At 57.0% G+C, this 20,137-nt stretch carries 16 protein-coding genes and 1 tRNA gene; 4 read left to right on the forward strand and 13 right to left on the reverse strand.

What is annotated here, in order from left to right; all coding sequences use genetic code 11:
* Positions 1 to 205: 205 nt before the first annotated feature.
* From RTX96_RS07690 to RTX96_RS07700, 3 genes are all read left to right on the forward strand, one after another.
* Positions 206 to 1,201 (forward strand): peptidase U32 family protein, encoded by a 996-nt coding sequence (locus RTX96_RS07690; protein WP_312670663.1) that lies wholly within the window; start codon positions 206 to 208, stop codon positions 1,199 to 1,201.
* Complete coding sequence (locus tag RTX96_RS07695) at positions 1,192 to 2,085, forward strand: U32 family peptidase (protein ID WP_312670664.1); 894 nt, start codon at positions 1,192 to 1,194, stop codon at positions 2,083 to 2,085. Before RTX96_RS07690 ends, RTX96_RS07695 begins: the two co-directional genes overlap by 10 nt.
* A gap of 80 nt (positions 2,086 to 2,165) precedes the next feature.
* Positions 2,166 to 3,173 carry a luciferase-like monooxygenase gene (locus tag RTX96_RS07700; protein ID WP_103821418.1) on the forward strand — a complete coding sequence of 336 codons (1,008 nt, stop codon included), beginning with the start codon at positions 2,166 to 2,168 and terminating at the stop codon, positions 3,171 to 3,173.
* Between the two features lie 53 nt (positions 3,174 to 3,226).
* Here RTX96_RS07700 and mtr read toward each other — a convergent pair whose 3' ends face one another.
* From mtr to RTX96_RS07760, 12 genes are all read right to left on the reverse strand, one after another.
* On the reverse strand, positions 3,227 to 4,471 hold the full coding sequence (gene mtr, locus RTX96_RS07705; protein WP_312670665.1) for a tryptophan permease: 1,245 nt from the start codon (positions 4,469 to 4,471) through the stop codon (positions 3,227 to 3,229).
* 134 nt (positions 4,472 to 4,605) lie between these two features.
* Positions 4,606 to 6,531 carry a DEAD/DEAH family ATP-dependent RNA helicase gene (locus RTX96_RS07710; protein WP_312670666.1) on the reverse strand — a complete coding sequence of 642 codons (1,926 nt, stop codon included), beginning with the start codon at positions 6,529 to 6,531 and terminating at the stop codon, positions 4,606 to 4,608.
* The gene (yrbN, locus tag RTX96_RS07715) at positions 6,524 to 6,604 is read right to left on the reverse strand and encodes a protein YrbN (RefSeq protein WP_131406004.1); all 81 of its coding nucleotides are present in this window, start codon (positions 6,602 to 6,604) and stop codon (positions 6,524 to 6,526) included. The genes RTX96_RS07710 and yrbN overlap by 8 nt, the downstream gene beginning before the upstream one ends.
* A 109-nt stretch (positions 6,605 to 6,713) precedes the next feature.
* Positions 6,714 to 7,598, reverse strand: a complete 885-nt coding sequence (gene nlpI / locus RTX96_RS07720) for a lipoprotein NlpI (RefSeq protein WP_103821328.1) — start codon at positions 7,596 to 7,598, stop codon at positions 6,714 to 6,716.
* Between the two features lie 112 nt (positions 7,599 to 7,710).
* Positions 7,711 to 9,846, reverse strand: coding sequence for a polyribonucleotide nucleotidyltransferase (gene pnp, locus RTX96_RS07725; RefSeq protein WP_103821329.1), 2,136 nt, complete (start codon positions 9,844 to 9,846; stop codon positions 7,711 to 7,713).
* Between the two features lie 242 nt (positions 9,847 to 10,088).
* A complete protein-coding gene (gene rpsO / locus RTX96_RS07730) occupies positions 10,089 to 10,358 on the reverse strand; it encodes a 30S ribosomal protein S15 (RefSeq protein WP_004385056.1) in 270 nt (89 codons plus the stop codon).
* Positions 10,359 to 10,510: 152 nt separating this feature from the next.
* Positions 10,511 to 11,458, reverse strand: a complete 948-nt coding sequence (gene truB, locus RTX96_RS07735; protein WP_103821330.1) for a tRNA pseudouridine(55) synthase TruB — start codon at positions 11,456 to 11,458, stop codon at positions 10,511 to 10,513.
* The gene (gene rbfA / locus RTX96_RS07740) at positions 11,458 to 11,859 is read right to left on the reverse strand and encodes a 30S ribosome-binding factor RbfA (protein WP_042390148.1); all 402 of its coding nucleotides are present in this window, start codon (positions 11,857 to 11,859) and stop codon (positions 11,458 to 11,460) included. The genes truB and rbfA overlap by 1 nt, the downstream gene beginning before the upstream one ends.
* 82 nt (positions 11,860 to 11,941) lie before the next feature.
* Entirely contained in the window at positions 11,942 to 14,659 is a 2,718-nt protein-coding gene (gene infB, locus RTX96_RS07745; RefSeq protein ID WP_103821332.1) for a translation initiation factor IF-2, read from the reverse strand.
* A 24-nt stretch (positions 14,660 to 14,683) separates the two neighbouring features.
* Entirely contained in the window at positions 14,684 to 16,171 is a 1,488-nt protein-coding gene (nusA, locus tag RTX96_RS07750) for a transcription termination factor NusA (protein ID WP_103821333.1), read from the reverse strand.
* 28 nt (positions 16,172 to 16,199) lie between these two features.
* The gene (rimP, locus tag RTX96_RS07755; RefSeq protein ID WP_042390143.1) at positions 16,200 to 16,652 is read right to left on the reverse strand and encodes a ribosome maturation factor RimP; all 453 of its coding nucleotides are present in this window, start codon (positions 16,650 to 16,652) and stop codon (positions 16,200 to 16,202) included.
* 207 nt (positions 16,653 to 16,859) lie between these two features.
* A tRNA-Met gene (locus RTX96_RS07760) sits at positions 16,860 to 16,936 on the reverse strand.
* A 353-nt stretch (positions 16,937 to 17,289) separates the two neighbouring features.
* Between RTX96_RS07760 and argG the strand changes: the two genes are divergently transcribed.
* Entirely contained in the window at positions 17,290 to 18,636 is a 1,347-nt protein-coding gene (gene argG / locus RTX96_RS07765; protein WP_181016664.1) for an argininosuccinate synthase, read from the forward strand.
* A gap of 199 nt (positions 18,637 to 18,835) precedes the next feature.
* Here argG and agp read toward each other — a convergent pair whose 3' ends face one another.
* Positions 18,836 to 20,071 (reverse strand): bifunctional glucose-1-phosphatase/inositol phosphatase, encoded by a 1,236-nt coding sequence (gene agp / locus RTX96_RS07770; protein WP_312670667.1) that lies wholly within the window; start codon positions 20,069 to 20,071, stop codon positions 18,836 to 18,838.
* Between the last annotated feature and the right edge of the window lie 66 nt (positions 20,072 to 20,137).

Here is a 20,137-nt window from a genome sequence, read left to right on the forward strand (position 1 = left end):
ATTCTGCCATAACCTCAACTTCCCATAGCGGCATAAATCAACAATTGCGCAGATGAAACTACCCCCTATTCCCCCCATCAATACGCGATTAGCTGCCTTAAATCAAAAATTGTCGCCGAAGGGTTAACTAAAATCCCAGTCCGTTAACAATTTTTGCACCTTAACGGTGCCTACGGGCCACCCGGCCCCTGACCTGGGATACACTATGGAGTTGCTCTGCCCGGCCGGAAACCTACCGGCGTTAAAGGCGGCTATCGAAAACGGTGCCGACGCTGTCTATATAGGCCTGAAGGATGATACCAACGCCCGCCACTTTGCGGGTCTCAACTTCACGGAGAAAAAGCTGCAGGAAGCGGTAAGCTTTGTCCATCAGCGGCGTAAAAAGCTGCATATTGCCATCAATACCTTTGCTCATCCCGACGGCTACGCGCGCTGGCAGCGGGCGGTGGATATGGCGGCTCAGCTGGGAGCTGATGCGCTGATCCTCGCCGACCTGGCGATGCTGGAGTATGCCGCCGAGCGCTACCCGCATATTGAGCGCCACGTCTCGGTGCAGGCTTCGGCCACCAACGACGAGGCGATCCGCTTCTATCACCGCCACTTTGACGTTGCCCGCGTGGTGCTGCCTCGCGTGCTGTCGATCCATCAGGTAAAACAGCTCGCCCGCACCTCGCCGGTGCCGCTGGAGGTCTTTGCCTTTGGCAGCCTGTGCATTATGGCCGAGGGGCGCTGCTACCTCTCCTCCTATCTAACCGGTGAATCGCCTAATACCGTAGGGGCCTGCTCCCCTGCCCGCTTTGTGCGCTGGCAGCAGACGCCGCAGGGGCTGGAGTCGCGCCTTAATGAGGTGCTGATCGACCGCTATCAGGAGGGGGAGAACGCGGGCTATCCGACGCTGTGCAAAGGCCGCTACCACGTCGACGGTGAGCGCTACCACGCCCTGGAGGAGCCCACCAGCCTCAATACGCTAGAGCTGCTGTCTGAGCTTCTGGCGGCGAATATCGCCTCGGTGAAAATCGAAGGCCGTCAGCGCAGCCCGGCCTACGTCAGCCAGGTGGCAAAGGTGTGGCGTCAGGCCATCGACCGCTGCATGGCCGCGCCAGAACTCTATGCCCCGCAACCGGCGTGGATGGAGACCCTCGGCGCGATGTCTGAAGGCACGCAGACCACCCTTGGCGCATATCACCGTAAATGGCAGTGAGAGATAAAATGAAATATTCATTAGGGCCGGTCCTCTACTACTGGTCAAAAGAGACGCTGGAGGATTTCTACCGGCAGGCAGCCAGCAGCAGCGCCGATACCATCTACCTGGGCGAAGCGGTATGCAGCAAGCGCCGCGCCACCAAAGTAGGCGACTGGCTGGCGATGGCGAAATCCCTCGCGGGAAGTGGCAAACAGGTGGTGCTCTCTACCCTCGCGCTGGTGCAGGCCGCCTCTGAGCTGGGCGAACTCAAGCGCTACGTGGAGAACGGCGACTTTCTGCTGGAGGCGAGCGATCTTGGCGTGGTGAACATGTGCGCCGAACGTAAGTTGCCCTTCGTCGCCGGGCACGCCCTGAACTGCTATAACGCGGTTACCCTCCGTCTGCTGCTGAAGCAGGGCATGGTGCGCTGGTGCATGCCGGTAGAGCTCTCTCGCGACTGGCTGGCGAATCTGCTTAATCAGTGCGACGAGCTAGGCATTCGCGAGCAGTTTGAGGTGGAGGTGTTGAGCTACGGTCATCTGCCGCTGGCCTACTCCGCCCGCTGTTTTACCGCCCGCTCTGAGGATCGCCCCAAGGACGAGTGCGAAACCTGCTGCATCAAGTACCCCACCGGGCGCAACGTGCTCTCGCAGGAGAATCAGCAGGTCTTTGTCCTGAACGGCATCCAGACCATGAGCGGCTATATCTACAACCTCGGTAATGAGCTGACTTCGATGCAGGGGCTGGTGGATATGGTGCGCCTCTCACCGCTGGGGACGGAGACTTTCGCCATGCTTGATGCCTTCCGCGCCAATGAAAACGGTGCTGCGCCGCTGCCGCTGACGGCGGATAGCGACTGCAACGGCTACTGGAAGCGCCTCGCTGGCCTTGAGCTGGTATGAAAAAAAGCTCACTTTGTTAACTACGGTAATCAATTTTTAATGCAGTATTAAAAGATTGCCGTCGACAAAGTGAGCATATGATGACTGACAAAACCGTTTCTTTCTCGGTGCTGGATTTAGCCCCGATTCCGCAGGGCGCTACGGCGCGCGATGCCTTCCACCGCTCCCTGGATCTCGCCCAGCTGGCAGAGAAGCGCGGCTATCGCCGCTTCTGGCTGGCCGAGCACCACAACATGACCGGCATCGCCAGCGCGGCGACGTCGGTGCTGATTGGTTACCTGGCCGCCAATACCCAGACGCTGCACCTCGGCTCCGGCGGCGTGATGCTGCCTAACCATGCCCCGCTGGTGATCGCCGAGCAGTTTGGCACCCTGAATGCGCTCTATCCGGGGCGTATCGATCTGGGCCTGGGCCGAGCGCCGGGCAGCGACCAGCGCACCATGATGGCCCTACGCCGCCACATGAGCGGCGATATCGATAACTTCCCGCGCGACGTGGCGGAGCTGGTGGACTGGTTTGACGCCCGCGATCCGAATCCGCACGTGCGTCCGGTCCCGGGCTACGGGGAGAAGATCCCGGTGTGGCTGCTTGGCTCCAGCCTCTATAGCGCTCAGCTTGCCGCTCAGCTGGGGCTGCCGTTTGCCTTTGCCTCACACTTTGCCCCGGATATGCTCTTCCAGGCGTTACATCTCTACCGCACCAACTTCAAGCCCTCCGCGCGGCTGGAGAAACCCTATGCGATGGTGTGCATCAACATCGTTGCCGCCGACAGCAACCGCGACGCGGAGTTCCTGTTTACCTCAATGCAGCAGGCGTTTGTGAAGCTGCGCCGGGGCGAAACCGGCCAGCTGCCGGCACCGATTGCCGATATCGGCGCCTTCTGGTCGCCGTCCGAGCAGTATGGCGTGCAGCAGGCATTAAGCATGTCGCTGGTGGGGGATAAAACCAAAGTTCGCCACGGGCTGGAGTCAATTCTCCGCGAAACCGAGGCCGACGAGATCATGGTCAACGGCCAGATTTTCGATCACCAGGCGCGGCTGCACTCGTTTGAGCTGGCGATGCAGGTGAAAGAGGAGTTGTTGGGGTAAGTTTCGTTTCGCCGGGCGGCGCTGCGCTTGCCCGGCCTACGGTTCATGGCGATCTATTGATATACCGGTAATACATTAAAACTCGATAATATATGTACCACGGCGTTGCCTACCCCAAACAGCAGGATCAGCGCAATCATCGGCTTGCCGCCCCAGACGCGGAATTTAGGACTACCGAAGCGCTTACGTGATGCACGCGCCAGCAGCGCCGGAACAATCGCTGCCCAGATGGTTGCCGCCAGCCCGGCATAGCCGATGGCGTAGAGGAAGCCGTTCGGCCACAGCAGCCCACCGACAATCGGCGGCAGGAAGGTCAGCAGCGCGGTTTTAAAGCGGCCGCTGGCGGAGTCGTCAAAGCCAAAAAGATCGGCCAGGTAATCAAACAGCCCCAGCGTCACCCCCAGAAACGAGCTGGCCACTGCAAAGTTAGAGAAGACGACCAGAAGCAGATCCAGGCTGCGGCTATTCAGCACGCCGCTCAGAGCCTGCACCAGCACGTCAATATTCCCCCCCTGCTGGGCAATGCCGATAAACGCCGGACGGGTGATATTCCCCATCGTCACCAGTAACCAGATGGTATACAGACCCAGCGCCAGCAGCGAGCCGTAGGCGATGCAGCGCGTGATAGTGCGCGGATCCTTGCCGTAGTACTTCATCAGGCTCGGCACGTTGCCGTGATAGCCAAACGAGGCGAGGCAGAACGGCAGCGTCATCAGCAGGTACGGCGTGTAGGAGGCGTTGCTCTCGGCCACGTTAAACAGCGTGGCGGGCTCGACGTGCCCCAGCAGACTACCGAAGGTGAGGAAGAAGGTGATGACCTTCGCCCCCAGCACGATGGCGGTCATGCGGCTCACCGCACGGGTTGAGAGCCAGACGATAAACGCTACGATTAGGGCAAAGCCTAGCCCCGCCAGGCGTGGCGAGACGTTGAGCGACATCTCCGAAAAGGTATGGTGCAGAATCGATCCGCTCGCCGAGATATAGGCGTAGGTCAGGATATAGAGCACAAAAGCGATAGAGACGCCGTTGATCAGGTTCCAGCCTCTGCCCAGCAGGTCACGGGTGATAGTGTCAAAGCTTGAGCCGATGCGGTAGTTGAGGTTAGCCTCGAGGATCATCAGCCCGGAGTGCAGCATGCAGAACCAGGTAAAGACCAGCGCCGCAAGCGACCAGAAGAACCAGGCGCCCGACATCACCACCGGCAGCGAGAACATCCCTGCGCCAATAATGGTTCCTGCGATGATCACCACGCCGCCGAGCAGCGACGGGGTAGTATGGGTGGTGGAAAGCGTAGCCATTCTCTCTTCTCTCTAAAATGCGGTTCGCTACGTATTGTACCAGTACATGAGTACATTACCGATAAAAAAAGCCCCGATTGTTGAGATCGGGGCTGGAACGCTTACTTTACAGTAACGTTTCTACTCTTACTCGCTTACGCGTCGTTGTTGAAGCGACGGCGCGGTGCGGAGTCATCACGGCGCGGACCGCGGCTTTCACGGCGCTCACCGCTGAAGCGGCCTGCACCTGCTGGCGCAGAACCTTCACGACGCGGGCCAAGACCGCCTTCACGACGCTCGCCGCCGCCAAAGCTACGACGTTCGCCAGCCGGACGGTCACCGCCACGGCGCTCACCACGTTCGTGCGGCTGTGCATCGCCCAGCAGCTGCATATTCATCGGCTTGTTCAGAATACGCGTGCGGGTGAAGTGCTGCAGAACTTCACCCGGCATGCCTTTCGGCAGCTCGATGGTGGAGTGAGAAGCGAACAGCTTGATGTTACCGATGTAACGGCTGCTGATGTCGCCTTCGTTAGCGATAGCGCCAACGATATGACGCACTTCAACGCCGTCATCACGGCCCACTTCAATGCGGTACAGCTGCATATCGCCAGCGTCACGACGCTCGCGACGCGGACGGTCTTCACCACCACGCTCCGGACGGTCACCACGCGGACCACGATCGTTACGGTCGCCACGGCGCTCGAAACGGTCATCACGCTCGCGGAACTCGCGCTTCGGACGCATCGGTGCATCTGGCGGTACGATCAGCGCGCGTTCGCCCTGAGCCATTTTCAGCAGGGCTGCTGCCAGGGTTTCGAGATCCAGCTCTTCACCTTCCGCCGTTGGCTTGATCTGCGCCAGCAGAGCACGGTACTGATCCAGATCGCTGCTCTCCAGCTGCTGCTGAACTTTAGCGGCGAATTTTTCCAGACGGCGTTTGCCCAGCAGCTCTGCGTTCGGCAGATCGGCTTCCGGAATGGTCAGCTTCATGGTGCGTTCGATGTTACGCAGCAAACGACGCTCGCGGTTCTCAACGAACAGCAGCGCACGGCCTGCACGGCCCGCACGACCGGTACGGCCGATACGGTGAACGTAAGACTCGGAGTCCATCGGGATGTCGTAGTTAACCACCAGGCTGATACGCTCTACGTCAAGGCCACGGGCCGCAACGTCGGTGGCGATCAGGATGTCCAGACGACCATCTTTCAGACGCTCCAGGGTCTGCTCACGCAGCGCCTGGTTCATGTCACCGTTCAGCGCGGCGCTGTTATAACCGCTGCGCTCCAGCGCTTCAGCCACTTCCAGGGTCGCGTTTTTGGTACGGACGAAGATAATCGCCGCGTCAAAATCTTCCGCTTCCAGGAAACGCACCAGCGCTTCGTTTTTACGCATGCCGTAGACAGACCAGTAGCTCTGGCTGATGTCCGGGCGAGTCGTCACGCTAGACTGAATGCGCACTTCCTGCGGCTCGTTCATAAAGCGGCGGGTGATGCGACGGATCGCTTCCGGCATGGTGGCGGAGAAGAGCGCGGTCTGATGTTCAGCCGGGATCTGCGCCATGATGGTTTCAACGTCTTCGATGAAGCCCATACGCAGCATTTCGTCCGCTTCGTCCAGCACCAGGCCTTTCAGGCCGGAGAGGTTCAGCGTGCCACGTTTTAAGTGATCGAGCAGGCGGCCCGGCGTACCCACAACAATCTGTGGGCCCTGGCGCAGGGCGCGCAGCTGCACGTCATAGCGCTGGCCGCCGTAAAGGGCAACCACGTTTACGCCGTGCATATGTTTAGAGAAGTCAGTCATCGCTTCAGCAACCTGAACCGCCAGTTCACGGGTTGGAGCGAGCACGAGGATCTGCGGGGCGCGCAGTTCCGGATCGATGTTGTTCAGCAGCGGCAGCGAGAATGCTGCGGTTTTACCGCTACCGGTCTGGGCCATACCCAGCACGTCACGACCAGAGAGCAGGTGCGGAATGCACTCAGCCTGGATCGGAGAAGGTTTTTCGTAACCGAGATCGTTAAGCGCCTCAATAATAGAAGGTTTCAGCCCAAGATCGGAAAAAGTGGTTTCGAATTCAGCCATGTAGTACGAGTGCCTCAATGTCATTGGCGGCCAGTCTACATAACTCATCATGAAATTGATCTGCAATTTTCATTGAAAAGTGTGAACCGGCTCAAAGTAGGTGTATTGACGAACAACAACGCCCTCACCCGTGAAGATGATGGCAATCAAAAAAGATTGTGGGCTGATGTTTATGTCGTCAGCTATTGCTGGTCCGATTCTGCCAGGTCGTCTTGCTCCTGGCCCAAGAGCGATAATTCCAACAATGCATAACGGTGCTCAACATAGTTGTGTACGTTGTTAGCAACCGCTAATTTGAACAGTGCCGTAGCGCTGTCCTTGTCCCCCAGACTTAGGTAGTACTTACCTAAATAGAAGTTGGTTTCACTGAGATGCTCAGCGAGCGAGGTGTTATCCGTTGCGTCCGCCTTCAGGCGCTCCATTAACGTTTTTTCGTCAATGTTGCCCAGGTAGAACTCGACAATGTTCCATCCCCATTGCTCCTTGTCCGATTTCTCGAAGCGCTGTTCCAGTGCTTCTTTCGCCTGCTTCTCATCGAGCTTCTGCTCGGCGAGATAAAGCCACAGGCTGCGGAAAGGATCGTTGGGATCGTCTTGATAAAACGCCAGCAGATCATCTTGCGCTAACTTGTCACGACCGCCGTAGTAGAGAGCGATACCGCGATTCAAGTGCGCGTAGTTGTAAGTTGGATCAAGCTCAAGTACAGAATCAAACGCTTCATAGGCAGCATCAAAATTGCCTGCCTGCGTTAAGTAAATACCCAGGTAGTTGAATACCTCAGGCATATCGGGTCGGATTGCCAGCGCTTGTGAGAAATCATTTCGCGCTAGTGCTCTCAGACCGAGACTATCATACAACACTCCGCGCTCATATAAAAGCTGTGCGCGTTCATCATCGGTTAAAGCCCGACTGGCAAGAATTTGTTCCATACGTGCCAGAATCACTTCCTGCTGCAAAGTCGGTTGCAATGGCACTGCGAGGACTTCGTTCTTACGCCAGGCAGAGTTGCTGCATCCTGCCAGCGTTAGAGCTGTCGCAACGAAACACCAGCGCAAAAAAGGCTTCATTTCCTACTCCCGAAGACAACAAAAGGTTGAACGTCCTGTCCCCCGGCTGCAATGCTGGCATCCTGCCCGGTTGTAAAAGCTCCCCGCCAGCGGCGAGGAGCTAATGGCAACGTTACTCGCCCTGGTCTGCTGCCGGCGCCTGCGGCGCGTCAGCGGACGGAGACTGCTCGGTTGCTTCTTTGATGCTCAGACGGACACGGCCCTGGCGGTCAACTTCCAGAACTTTTACCGGTACTTCCTGACCCATCTGCAGGTAGTCGGTCACTTTCTCAACGCGCTTGTCAGCGATCTGAGAGATGTGAACCAGACCCTCTTTACCGCCGCCGATGGCAACAAACGCGCCAAAGTCAACGATACGGGTCACTTTACCATTGTAGATACGGCCAACTTCGATCTCAGCGGTGATCTCTTCGATACGACGGATAGCGTATTTTGCTTTCTCACCGTCGGTCGCTGCGATCTTCACGGTACCGTCATCTTCGATTTCGATGGTGGTGCCGGTCTCTTCGGTCAGGGCACGGATAACAGAGCCGCCTTTACCGATCACGTCTTTGATCTTGTCCGGGCTGATCTTAATGGTGTGGATACGCGGTGCGAACTGAGAGATGTCGCCGCGCGGCGCGTTGATCGCCTGCTCCATCACGCCCAGGATATGCAGACGTGCACCTTTCGCCTGGTTCAGCGCAGCATGCATGATCTCTTTGGTGATGCCTTCAATTTTGATATCCATCTGCAGGGCAGAGATACCTTCGCGGGAACCCGCGACTTTGAAGTCCATATCGCCCAGGTGATCTTCGTCACCCAGAATGTCGGACAGCACGACAAAGTTGTCGCCCTCTTTCACCAGACCCATCGCGATACCGGCAACGGCGGCTTTGATCGGCACACCGGCGTCCATCAGTGCCAGCGACGCGCCACACACGGAAGCCATAGAGGAGGAGCCGTTGGATTCGGTGATCTCAGACACCACGCGTACGGTGTACGGGAACTTCTCGATATCCGGCATCACTGCCAGTACGCCGCGCTTCGCCAGACGACCGTGACCAATTTCACGACGCTTCGGCGAGCCAACCATACCGGTTTCACCTACGGAGTACGGAGGGAAGTTATAGTGGAACAGGAAGCTGTCGGTACGATCGCCCATCAGCTCATCAATGTTCTGTGCATCACGTGCGGTACCCAGAGTCGCGGTAACCAGCGCCTGCGTTTCGCCACGGGTGAACAGCGCGGAGCCGTGGGTACGCGGCAGCACGCCAGTACGCACGTCCAGGCCACGGATCATATCTTTTTCACGGCCGTCGATACGCGGCTCGCCTGCCAGCACGCGGCTACGCACCACGTTTTTCTCGATGGCGTGCAGGATATCGCCCAGCTCGTTAGCGTCCAGAGACTCGTCTTCGGCAACCAGGGTGGCGATAGTTTCAGATTTGATTGCATCAACCTGAGTGTAACGCTCCTGCTTGTCGGTAATGCGGTAGGCATCGCTCAGACGGGATTCTGCCAGGGCAGCAACGCGTGCGTTCAGCGCGTCGTTTGCCGCTTCCGGCTGCCAGTCCCAACGCGGTTTACCGGCTTCTTTCACCAGGTCGTTGATGTTCTGGATAACGATCTGCTGCTGCTCGTGGCCAAATACCACCGCGCCCAGCATCTGGTCTTCGCTCAGCAGTTCTGCTTCGGATTCAACCATCAGCACGGCAGCTTCAGTACCGGCAACCACCAGGTCCAGCTTGCTCTCTTTCAGCTCGTCCTGAGTCGGGTTCAGAACGTACTGGTCGTTGATGTAACCAACACGCGCAGAGCCGATCGGGCCGTTGAACGGGATACCGGACAGAGACAGAGCTGCGGAAGCGCCAATCATGGCCACGATGTCCGGGTTAACCTGCGGGTTAACGGAAACCACGGTGGCAATAACCTGCACTTCGTTCACGAAGCCTTCCGGGAACAGCGGACGAACCGGGCGGTCAATCAGACGCGCGATCAGGGTTTCGCCTTCGCTTGGACGGCCTTCACGACGGAAGAAGCCACCCGGGATTTTACCGGCAGCGTAGGTACGCTCCTGGTAGTTAACGGTCAGCGGGAAGAAGTCCTGGCCCGGCTTCGCTTTTTTCTGACCCACAACGGTGACGAAGACCGCGGTGTCGTCCATGCTTACCATAACGGCAGCCGTCGCCTGACGGGCCATCATGCCGGTTTCCAGCGTAACGGTATGCTGACCGTACTGGAATTTACGAATGATCGGATTAAGCAAAATTTTACCCTTTCTTAAATGTTTGACAGCACACCTTGCGGCGTGCTGACGTTAAACCCGATCCTCAGTGCATCCTCGCGACTAATGACAACCGACACCGCTTTGGGTGAAGCCTCTCATTAGCCGCGCGAACCTCTGCAACGAAGATCATTCAAAGCAACAATACAATAGTTTAGAGTGAATTGCTGCCGTCTGGTTGAAAAAAGGGGCCATAAGGCCCCTTTCTCTGAAACTCGCCAGACTTAGCGACGCAGACCCAGACGCTCGATCAGCGCAGTGTAGCGTGCAACATCTTTACGTTTCAGGTAGTCGAGCAGTTTACGACGCTGAGAAACCATACGCAGCAGACCACGACGGCTGTGGTGATCTTTTTTGTGCTCTGCAAAGTGACCCTGCAGGTGGTTGATCTGAGCAGTCAGCAGGGCAACCTGTACTTCGGTAGAACCGCTGTCATTTTCGCCACGACCGAACTCGGAAACGATTTTTGCTTTAGCTTCAACGCTTAGAGACATTTTGAACTCCAGAATTAAAAGAATGAAAGGATGCCGATCTCTAATTCAGCGATCCCAGGTATAACGCCCGCTCGCTGTTACACAGCCAACGCGGCGTTAAGCGGCAATATTCTACTCGCAGTACCCTGTTATCGCAAGGTAGCTGCATAAGCTTATGCCGCCGGATACTCTACGACAAGCCGACGCGGGGCAACGCGGCCCTCATCGTCCATCTCGCCCATGCCGATAAACTTGCCGTCGTCCCCTTCCGTCACGCGCACCAGCCCGTTCAGCGGCGCGCCCGTGGTTCGTACCGGGTTACCGTTCTTGAAGTAGACCGACGAGGTCAGCGGCAGATTGACCACCGGGAAGTCCGCAGCCGGACTGTCCATCGGCATCAGCAGCGGGTCCAGCAGCTGGGCGGCGGGTCTCTCCTGCTGCTCCGCCTGCGCAACCAGCGCATGCAGCTGCTCCAGGGTTACCATGCGATCAACGGGATAGGTGCTGACGGCCAGACGACGCAGGAAGGTCACGTGTGCCCCGCAGCCCAGCTTCTCACCGAGATCGTCAACGATGGTCCGGATATAGGTGCCTTTCGAGCAGTGCACTTCCAGCTCCAGCTCGTTACCTTCGTGGCGAATAAACAGCAGCTCATAGACGGTAATAGGCCGGGCTTCACGCGGCACCTCAATGCCCTGGCGCGCGTACTCATAGAGCTTTTTACCCTGGTACTTGAGCGCCGAGTACATCGATGGAACCTGCATCGTGTCGCCACGAAAACTTTCCAGCGCGTCAGCAAGCTGTTCCGCACTAAAGGTTACCGGGCGCTCCTCTACGATCTCACCATCCGCATCGGAGGTATCGGTGCGCTGGCCGAGGCGAGCAACCACCCGGTAGCGTTTATCGGAGTCCAGCAGGTACTGGGAAAACTTTGTCGCCTCCCCCAGGCAGATCGGCAGCATGCCGGTCGCCAGCGGATCCAGCGCGCCGGTGTGCCCGGCACGGTTGGCATTGTAGAGACGCTTTACTTTTTGCAGCACGTCGTTGCTGGACATCCCCTGAGGCTTATCCAGCAGCAGCACGCCGTGCACGTCGCGACCGCGACGACGAGGACGACTCATCAGTCCTCCTTGCTGTCGTCCGGGTTGACGCGACGCTCATCGTCCTGTCGCACCACGTTGGTCACCAGGTTAGACATGCGCATCCCCTCGACCAGCGAGTTGTCGTAGAAGAAGGTCAGCTCCGGCACGATACGCAGGCGCATGGCTTTGCCAAGCAGCGAGCGGATAAAGCCAGACGCTTCCTGCAACGCTTTGAGGCCCGCTTTTACCGCGTCTTCATCTTTGTCGTTCAGGAAGGTAACAAACACTTTGGCATAGGCCAGATCGCGGGACATCTCGACACCGGAAACGGTGGTCATCATGCCCAGACGCGGATCTTTGATTTCGCGCTGCAGGATCATTGCAATCTCTTTCTGCATCTCCTGGGCCACGCGCTGCGGGCGACCGAATTCTTTCGCCATAATAAATTCTCCAGACAAAAAAGGGGCCATTAGCCCCTTTTAATATGATTGCCGGGTGACGCGAGGCGATCCCGGCCTACAATCACTCAATGCTACGTTTGATCTCGATGATCTCGAACACTTCGATCATATCGCCAACGCGAACGTCGTTGTAGTTCTTCACGCCGATACCACACTCCATGCCGTTACGGACTTCGTTAACGTCATCTTTGAAGCGACGCAGGGACTCCAGCTCGCCTTCGTAGATAACCACGTTGTCACGCAGAACGCGGATTGGGTTGTGACGCTTAATCGTGCCTTCGGTAACCATACAGCCTGCGATAGCGCCGAATTTCGGTGATTTGAACACGTCACGTACTTCAGCCAGACCGATGATCTGCTGTTTCAGCTCAGGCGACAGCATGCCGCTCATCGCTGCTTTCACTTCGTCGATCAGGTTATAGATGACGGAGTAGTAGCGCAGATCCAGGCTTTCAGCATCGATCACTTTACGCGCGGAAGCATCAGCACGGACGTTGAAGCCAACCAGGATGGCGTTGGACGCCGCAGCCAGGGTCGCGTCGGTTTCGGTGATACCCCCTACGCCAGAACCGATGATCTTCACTTTAACTTCGTCAGTAGAGAGTTTCAGTAAGGAGTCGGAGATCGCTTCCACAGAGCCCTGAACGTCAGCTTTCAGCACGACGTTCACTTCGTGCACTTCGCCCTCGGTCATGTTAGCAAACATGTTCTCGAGTTTAGATTTCTGCTGGCGCGCCAGTTTAACTTCACGGAATTTGCCCTGACGGTACAGCGCAACTTCACGCGCTTTCTTCTCGTCACGAACAACGGTCACTTCGTCACCGGCAGCCGGCACGCCGGAGAGGCCCAGGATCTCAACCGGAATGGACGGACCCGCTTCCAGTACTTCCTGACCCAGTTCGTTACGCATCGCACGCACGCGGCCATATTCGAAGCCACACAGTACGATATCGCCTTTGTTCAGCGTACCTTCACGTACCAGCACGGTAGCAACCGGGCCACGACCTTTGTCGAGGAAGGATTCGATGACCGCACCGCTCGCCATGCCTTTACGTACCGCTTTCAGCTCAAGCACTTCAGCCTGCAGCAGGATAGCGTTCAGCAAGTCGTCGATACCGGTACCGGCTTTCGCTGACACTGGGATGAACTGCGCTTCGCCGCCCCACTCTTCCGGCATAACGCCGTACTGGGAGAGTTCGTTCTTCACGCGGTCCAGATCGGCTTCTGGCTTATCAATTTTGTTGACTGCAACCACCAGCGGTACCTGCGCCGCTTTCGCGTGCTGGATAGCTTCGATGGTCTGCGGCATCACGCCGTCGTCAGCCGCCACCACCAGTACAACGATATCCGTTGCCTGCGCACCACGAGCACGCATGGAGGTAAACGCGGCGTGGCCCGGGGTATCCAGGAAGGTGATCATGCCGTTTTCGGTTTCTACGTGGTACGCACCGATGTGCTGGGTAATACCACCCGCTTCGCCGGAGGCAACCTTAGTAGAACGAATGTAGTCAAGCAGCGAGGTTTTACCGTGGTCAACGTGACCCATGATGGTCACAACCGGTGCACGCGGCTCGGCCGCTGCGCCCGTGTCACGGTCGCTCATTACCGCTTCTTCCAGCTCGTTTTCACGACGCAGGATAACCTTGTGGCCCATCTCCTCGGCAACCAGCTGTGCGGTTTCCTGGTCGATAACCTGGTTGATAGTGGCCATTGCGCCCAGCTTCATCATCGCTTTGATGACCTGAGAGCCTTTTACCGCCATCTTGTTCGCCAGTTCGCCAACGGTGATGGTTTCGCCGATGACGACGTCACGGTTAACGGCCTGGGCTGGCTTCTGGAAGCCCTGCTGCAGGGAAGAGCCTTTACGCTGCTTGCCGCCTTTACCGCCACGGCCAGCTGCACGCGCTTCTTCACGGTCAGCTTTGGATTCGGCGTGTTTGTTGCCTTTCTTCTGCGGACGGGCAGCTTTCGCCGCGGTACGGGTACGGCCACGGCCGCCTTCTACTTCGCGATCGTTCTCATCTTCAGCCTGGCGAGCATGCTGAGAGGTGGTCACGTGATAATCGCTGGTGTCTTCGGTTTCTGCAGGTTCGATAACCCCGTTCCTCTCGTTTTCTTCCGCCATACGGCGTGCTTCTTCTGCTACGCGGCGTGCTTCTTCTTCAAGCTTACGACGCGCCTCTTCTTCGGCTTTACGCTTCAGCTCTTGCGCCTCGGCTTCACGACGTGCTTTTTCAGCCTGGGCAGCTTTGGTCATTTCGTCAGATTGTTGATTGCTCACTTTGCTCGTTTCCGCAGCTTCGCGCTTCGCCGTATCAGCGGTGTCGCGTTTCGCTTTTTCTTCGGCTTCACGCTTCGCTTTCTCTTGTGCGTCACGCTTGGCTTTGTCCTCGGCTTCCCGCTTCGCAGCTTCCTCTGCTTCACGCGTTGCCTTCTCTTCCGCTTCGCGCTTCGCCTCTTCTTCCGCGGCGAGACGTTCAGCCTCTTGCGGATCGCGTTTTACAAAGGTGCGCTTTTTACGGACTTCGATCTGCACCGATTTACTCTTCCCGCCGGTGCCAGGGATATTCAGCGTGCTGCGCGTTTTGCGCTGCAGCGTCAGCTTGTCCGGCGCCGAACCGTGTTCACGGTTCAGATGCGCCAGCAGCGTCTGTTTCTCTTGTGCCGTCACTGAGTCTTCAGCCGCCTTCGGGATCCCTGCATCAGCAAATTGCTGTACCAGGCGGTCCACGGAGGTCTGAATCTCAGCGGCCAGCGCTTTTACGGTTACATCTGTCATGCTGTTCCTTCCTGCTACAGTTTATTACGCTTCGTCGCCGAACCAGCAAATATTACGTGCGGCCATGATGAGCTCACCCGCTTTCTCGTCGGTTAACCCTTCGATATCGCTCAGGTCATCAACGCCCTGGTCAGCGAGGTCTTCCAGCGTACAAACACCACGAGCAGCCAGTTTAAACGCCAGCTCGCGATCGAGGCCTTCAAGGTTAAGCAGGTCGTCAGCCGGTTTGTTATTACCAAGGCTCTCTTCCTGCGCCAGGGCCAGGGTCGTCAGGGCGTTTTTCGCGCGTTCGCGCAGGGCCTCAACGGTCTCTTCGTCCAGACCCTCAATTTCCAGCAGCTCTTTAATTGGCACATAGGCCAGCTCTTCCAGGGTTGAGAACCCTTCTTCAACCAGCACGGTAGCGAAATCTTCGTCGATATCCAGGTGCCGGGTGAAGGTATCAATCGCCGCATGGGCTTCCGCCTGATGCTTGGACTGGAGATCGTCAACGGTCATCACGTTGAGTTCCCAGCCGCTCAGCTGCGATGCCAGACGGACGTTCTGGCCGTTACGGCCAATCGCCTGCGCCAGGTTACCGGCTTCGACGGCGATATCCATCGTGTGCTTGTCTTCGTCCACGACGATAGAGGCAACGTCTGCCGGCGCCATCGCGTTGATCACGAACTGCGCCGGGTTGTCATCCCACAGGACGATATCGATACGCTCGCCGCCCAGTTCGGTAGAGACCGCCTGAACGCGCGCGCCGCGCATACCGACGCAAGCACCAACCGGATCGATGCGCTTATCGTTGGTTTTCACCGCGATTTTCGCACGGGAACCCGGATCGCGCGCCGCCGCTTTGATCTCGATAACTTCTTCACCGATCTCTGGCACCTCAATGCGGAACAGTTCGATCAGCATTTCCGGTTTGGAACGGGTCACGAACAGCTGCGCACCGCGTGCTTCAGGACGCACTGCGTAGAGCACGCCGCGAATACGGTCGCCCGGACGGAAGTTTTCACGCGGCAGCATATCTTCACGCAGGATCACGGCTTCAGCATTGCTGCCCAGATCCAGAGTGATATTGTCGCGGTTCACCTTCTTCACCACGCCGGTGATGATCTCACCTTCGTGCTCGCGGAACTGATCGACCACCAGCGCGCGCTCGGCTTCACGTACCTTCTGCACGATAACCTGCTTCGCCGTTTGCGTCGTGATACGGTCAAAGGTCACAGACTCAATCTGATCTTCAACGTAGTCACCCGGGTTCAGGCTCTCATCTTCGTAGCGTGCGGCTTCCAGCGTGATTTCACGCGTCGGCATGGTGACTTCTTCAACCACTACCCAGCGGCGGAAGGTATCAAAGTCACCGCTCTTACGATCGATCTCAACGCGGACATCGATCTCTTGCTCATATTTTTTCTTTGTTGCTGTAGCCAGCGCACTTTCCAGCGCTTCAAAAATTTTCTCGCGCGGCAGCGCTTTCTCATTGGAAACAGCTTCAACAACAGCCAAAATTTCTTTGTTCATTGGGGGCCTTTCACCTCAATCCAGACTGTTAAAAGTGGGGGACCAGGTTCGCTTTCTGAATATTGCTCAGGGCGAACACTTCATCTTTACCTTCGACCGTAACGGTGATCATCTCGCCATCGACACCTTTGATAATGCCCTGCCATTTGCGACGATTCTGAACCGCCATACGCAGTACCAGCGTGACCTCTTCGCCTAAATAGCGCGTGTAGTGTTCGGCTGTGAACAACGGACGATCAAGACCAGGTGAGGAGACTTCCAGGTTATAAGCGACGGTAATGGGATCTTCAACGTCCATCACGGCGCTAACCTGATGGCTGACATCAGCACAATCATCAACATTGATGCCATCTTCACTATCAATATAGATGCGCAGCGTAGATGTGCGACCACGGATAAATTCAATACCAACCAGTTCGTAGCCCAGCGCTTCGACCGGTGCGGTAATCATCTCTGTTAATTTTTGCTCTAATGTGGACAAACCCACCCCCAAGACATAAAAAAAGGGCGTAAGCCCAGTTATTCTGTAGTCAGATAACAAAAAACCCCGATAAATCGAGGCTTTAGATAACTGAACCCTATAGCCGTAACAACGGCCTGGAGAACCTTTCGCTACTGTTTTTTTCAAATGCGACGCCGAAGGCACAAGGTCTTCATAGTATATTTGAAAAAGAACACTAAGGGAAAGTGGTTGCGGGGGCCGGATTTGAACCGACGACCTTCGGGTTATGAGCCCGACGAGCTACCAGGCTGCTCCACCCCGCGCCTGAATCGTGGCAAATACTACGCCGATATTGCACTAAATGCAAGTTAAGACAGGTGTAAACACCGGGAACGACTGATTAGACAGACATTATAATCAATTGATTTTATTCATTGCAACAAAAAAACGCGCCCTTCTCATCTGCTTCACTATTATCCATTCATTTTTTTTAATGATTTTGTTACGCAACGCTTCCGGTCTCCACGAAAAGATGATTAAATGAAAACTCACTTATTTTGCATAATCATGCATTACTGATGGGTGCCCAGGCGCTTTTTGCGGTAATGTTTAGCCTATCATCATGGCGTGGCTGTTAAGTCTCTCACCATAGGTATAGTTAGCAGGGATCTATTTTATGACGACGATTCTCAAGCATCTTCCGGTTGGACAACGTATTGGCATCGCTTTCTCCGGCGGCCTCGACACCAGCGCAGCCCTGCTGTGGATGCGCCAAAAGGGCGCGGTTCCTTATGCCTACACGGCGAATCTGGGTCAGCCAGATGAGGATGACTATGAGGCAATCCCACGCCGTGCGAAAGAGTACGGTGCGGAAAACGCGCGCCTGATCGACTGTCGTAAGCAGCTGGTTGCTGAAGGCATCGCCGCTATTCAGTGCGGTGCGTTCCATAATACCACCGGCGGGCTGACCTATTTCAACACCACGCCGCTGGGCCGTGCCGTCACCGGTACTATGCTGGTTGCCGCCATGAAAGAGGATGGCGTGAACATCTGGGGCGACGGCAGCACCTATAAGGGCAACGACATTGAGCGCTTCTACCGCTACGGCCTGCTGACCAACGCCGAGCTGAAGATCTATAAGCCGTGGCTCGATACCGACTTTATCGACGAGCTGGGCGGCCGCCAGGAGATGTCTGAATTCATGATCGCCTGCGGCTTTGACTACAAAATGTCAGTCGAGAAAGCCTACTCCACCGACTCCAACATGCTGGGCGCGACCCACGAAGCGAAGGACCTTGAGTTCCTCAACTCCAGCGTGAAGATCGTTAACCCGATCATGGGCGTCAAATTCTGGGATGAGAGCGTGAAGATCCCGGCGGAAGAGGTGACCATCCGCTTTGAGCGTGGCTATCCGGTAGCGCTGAACGGCAAAACCTTCGCGGACGACGTTGAGCTGATGCTGGAAGCTAACCGTATCGGTGGCCGTCACGGTCTGGGCATGAGCGATCAGATTGAGAACCGCATTATCGAAGCGAAGAGCCGTGGCATCTATGAAGCGCCGGGGATGGCGCTGCTGCACATCGCCTACGAGCGTCTGCTGACCGGTATTCACAACGAAGATACCATCGAGCAGTATCACGCTCACGGTCGCCAGCTCGGCAAACTGCTCTATCAGGGCCGCTGGTTCGATCCGCAGGCGCTGATGCTGCGTGATGCCCTGCAGCGCTGGGTGGCGAGCGCCATCACCGGTGAGGTGACGCTGGAGCTGCGTCGCGGTAACGACTACTCCATCCTGAATACGGTCTCTGACAACCTGACCTACAAGGCAGAGCGTCTGACGATGGAGAAAGGCGACTCGGTCTTCTCACCGGACGATCGTATCGGTCAGCTGACCATGCGTAACCTGGATATCACCGACACCCGCGAGAAGCTGTTCAACTACGCTGAAACGGGCCTGCTCTCCTCCTCTGCCAGCACCGGCCTGCCGCAGATGGATAGCCTTGAGCACACCGACAAGCAGTAATCTCGGATTTAAGCGCAAAGGGCGTATAAACAACGCCAGACAGTAGGCCCGGTAAGCGTAGCGCCACCGGGCATAACTGTGCTGATGTTATAACGCCGGGCGGCACTGCGTTTGCCCGGCCTACGGTGGGCACGGAGTGGTTTATAAGCCCGGTAAGCACAGCGCCACCGGGCGAAAAAGCAGTGTGGCCGTACAGGTTTTACTTCGCCGCGTCGTTCAGTACCGCATCGAATTTATCTGCCGGACAGTAACCATCCGCATCGACCGGGCAGCCCTTCAGCTCCAGCGTCACGCGCTGCGCCGGTGCCTGCAATGTCAGCACATCCGCATTACGCAGCTGTTCCGTACTTTGATAGACATACTCAATCTTCATCAAGTCGCGGTTCGCGCTCTGGTCATGCCAGCGCTGAAAGACGATTTTGCCGCCGATTGGTGTACGCTCGTACTGGTCATGCAGTTGATAAGGTTTGAAATCCAGCGCCGTTAGCAGCGAGGCGATGTTGGAGTCATGCCCCACCAGCAGCGTGATTTTCGGCGCGCTGGCCCGGTCCGTCACCAGCGCCTTGTCGATATACTTCACCAGCGGTTTCGCCACGTTCTGCGCCACGGCCGTAGAGGTGAAGAGCGAATCCTGGTAACCGTTTTTCAGCTTCGACAGCACGCGCCACTGCTGGTCAGTTTTGATCTCACCCCAGGCGACCTGATCCATCGGGAAGCCTTCGTAATACTGTAGGGTGAAGGCATCCACCAGCGAATTGCCGACCTTCAGCGGCCCGGAGACGCCTGGCTCTTTCTCATATCCGGCGCTGAAGGTATCTTTCGCGTCGGTCAGGGAGCAGACCTGTTTCTCTTTGCAGGAGGGGGCGTCGGCATAGTCTGTGATCTGCGCTAGCAGCTTATAGCTCTCATCCAGCTGCATTCCCTGACGCTCGGTCTGCATGGCCTGCACCGCTTTGTCGCGGAACGCTGCGTCCTTATCGGTGATGACCGGATTGAAGGTGGGATCCATCGTGCCCATCGCATCCTGATGGTGGACCGGCACGTCGCAGCCGGGGAACGCGCCGGTGATAAAGAACTGTGCCGTGGCGACGGTGCGCTGCAGGCTGTTGGCATAGGCATAAACGGCATCAGAGGTAGGGCACTCCCCCGCTTTCACTAGCCCCTGTTCGGCCAGCCATTCACGCATGTAGTGCCCCATGTAAACTTCGAGCACTCCACCTTTGGTAGTGAGTTGCCCGCCCGGCACATCCCACTCCGGCCATTTATTCGGCGTTGACTGCTGCAGTACGCTGCCGTTATCCGCCAGCGGCGCGCGCAGGTTGTGGCGGCTCATGATCAACACCTGCTGTAGCTGATAGCCCTCCGGGGCCGTCTGCGCCTGCGCACCTGCGGTTAATGCCCCGGCCAGCGCAACTGCGAGTAGTGCTCTTTTCATCCCTAACTCCTCACCTTTGTCATTGTCGCGCTAAGTGTGACAGATTGATGACAAATTTCCCGGAGC

Origin of the sequence: Pseudescherichia sp. (assembly GCF_032052675.1) — a bacterium.
Taxonomy (GTDB): Bacteria; Pseudomonadota; Gammaproteobacteria; order Enterobacterales; family Enterobacteriaceae; genus Pseudescherichia.

Coding starts and splice junctions, on each gene's coding strand:
- RTX96_RS07690 (WP_312670663.1), top strand. CDS start 206: ATGGAGTTGCTCTGCCCGGCCGGAAACCTACCGGCGTTAAAGGCGGCT.
- RTX96_RS07695 (WP_312670664.1), top strand. CDS start 1,192: ATGGCAGTGAGAGATAAAATGAAATATTCATTAGGGCCGGTCCTCTAC.
- RTX96_RS07700 (WP_103821418.1), top strand. CDS start 2,166: ATGACTGACAAAACCGTTTCTTTCTCGGTGCTGGATTTAGCCCCGATT.
- mtr (WP_312670665.1), bottom strand. CDS start 4,471: ATGGCTACGCTTTCCACCACCCATACTACCCCGTCGCTGCTCGGCGGC.
- RTX96_RS07710 (WP_312670666.1), bottom strand. CDS start 6,531: ATGGCTGAATTCGAAACCACTTTTTCCGATCTTGGGCTGAAACCTTCT.
- yrbN (WP_131406004.1), bottom strand. CDS start 6,604: ATGAAAATTGCAGATCAATTTCATGATGAGTTATGTAGACTGGCCGCC.
- nlpI (WP_103821328.1), bottom strand. CDS start 7,598: ATGAAGCCTTTTTTGCGCTGGTGTTTCGTTGCGACAGCTCTAACGCTG.
- rpsO (WP_004385056.1), bottom strand. CDS start 10,358: ATGTCTCTAAGCGTTGAAGCTAAAGCAAAAATCGTTTCCGAGTTCGGT.
- truB (WP_103821330.1), bottom strand. CDS start 11,458: ATGAGTCGTCCTCGTCGTCGCGGTCGCGACGTGCACGGCGTGCTGCTG.
- rbfA (WP_042390148.1), bottom strand. CDS start 11,859: ATGGCGAAAGAATTCGGTCGCCCGCAGCGCGTGGCCCAGGAGATGCAG.
- infB (WP_103821332.1), bottom strand. CDS start 14,659: ATGACAGATGTAACCGTAAAAGCGCTGGCCGCTGAGATTCAGACCTCC.
- nusA (WP_103821333.1), bottom strand. CDS start 16,171: ATGAACAAAGAAATTTTGGCTGTTGTTGAAGCTGTTTCCAATGAGAAA.
- argG (WP_181016664.1), top strand. CDS start 17,290: ATGACGACGATTCTCAAGCATCTTCCGGTTGGACAACGTATTGGCATC.
- agp (WP_312670667.1), bottom strand. CDS start 20,071: ATGAAAAGAGCACTACTCGCAGTTGCGCTGGCCGGGGCATTAACCGCA.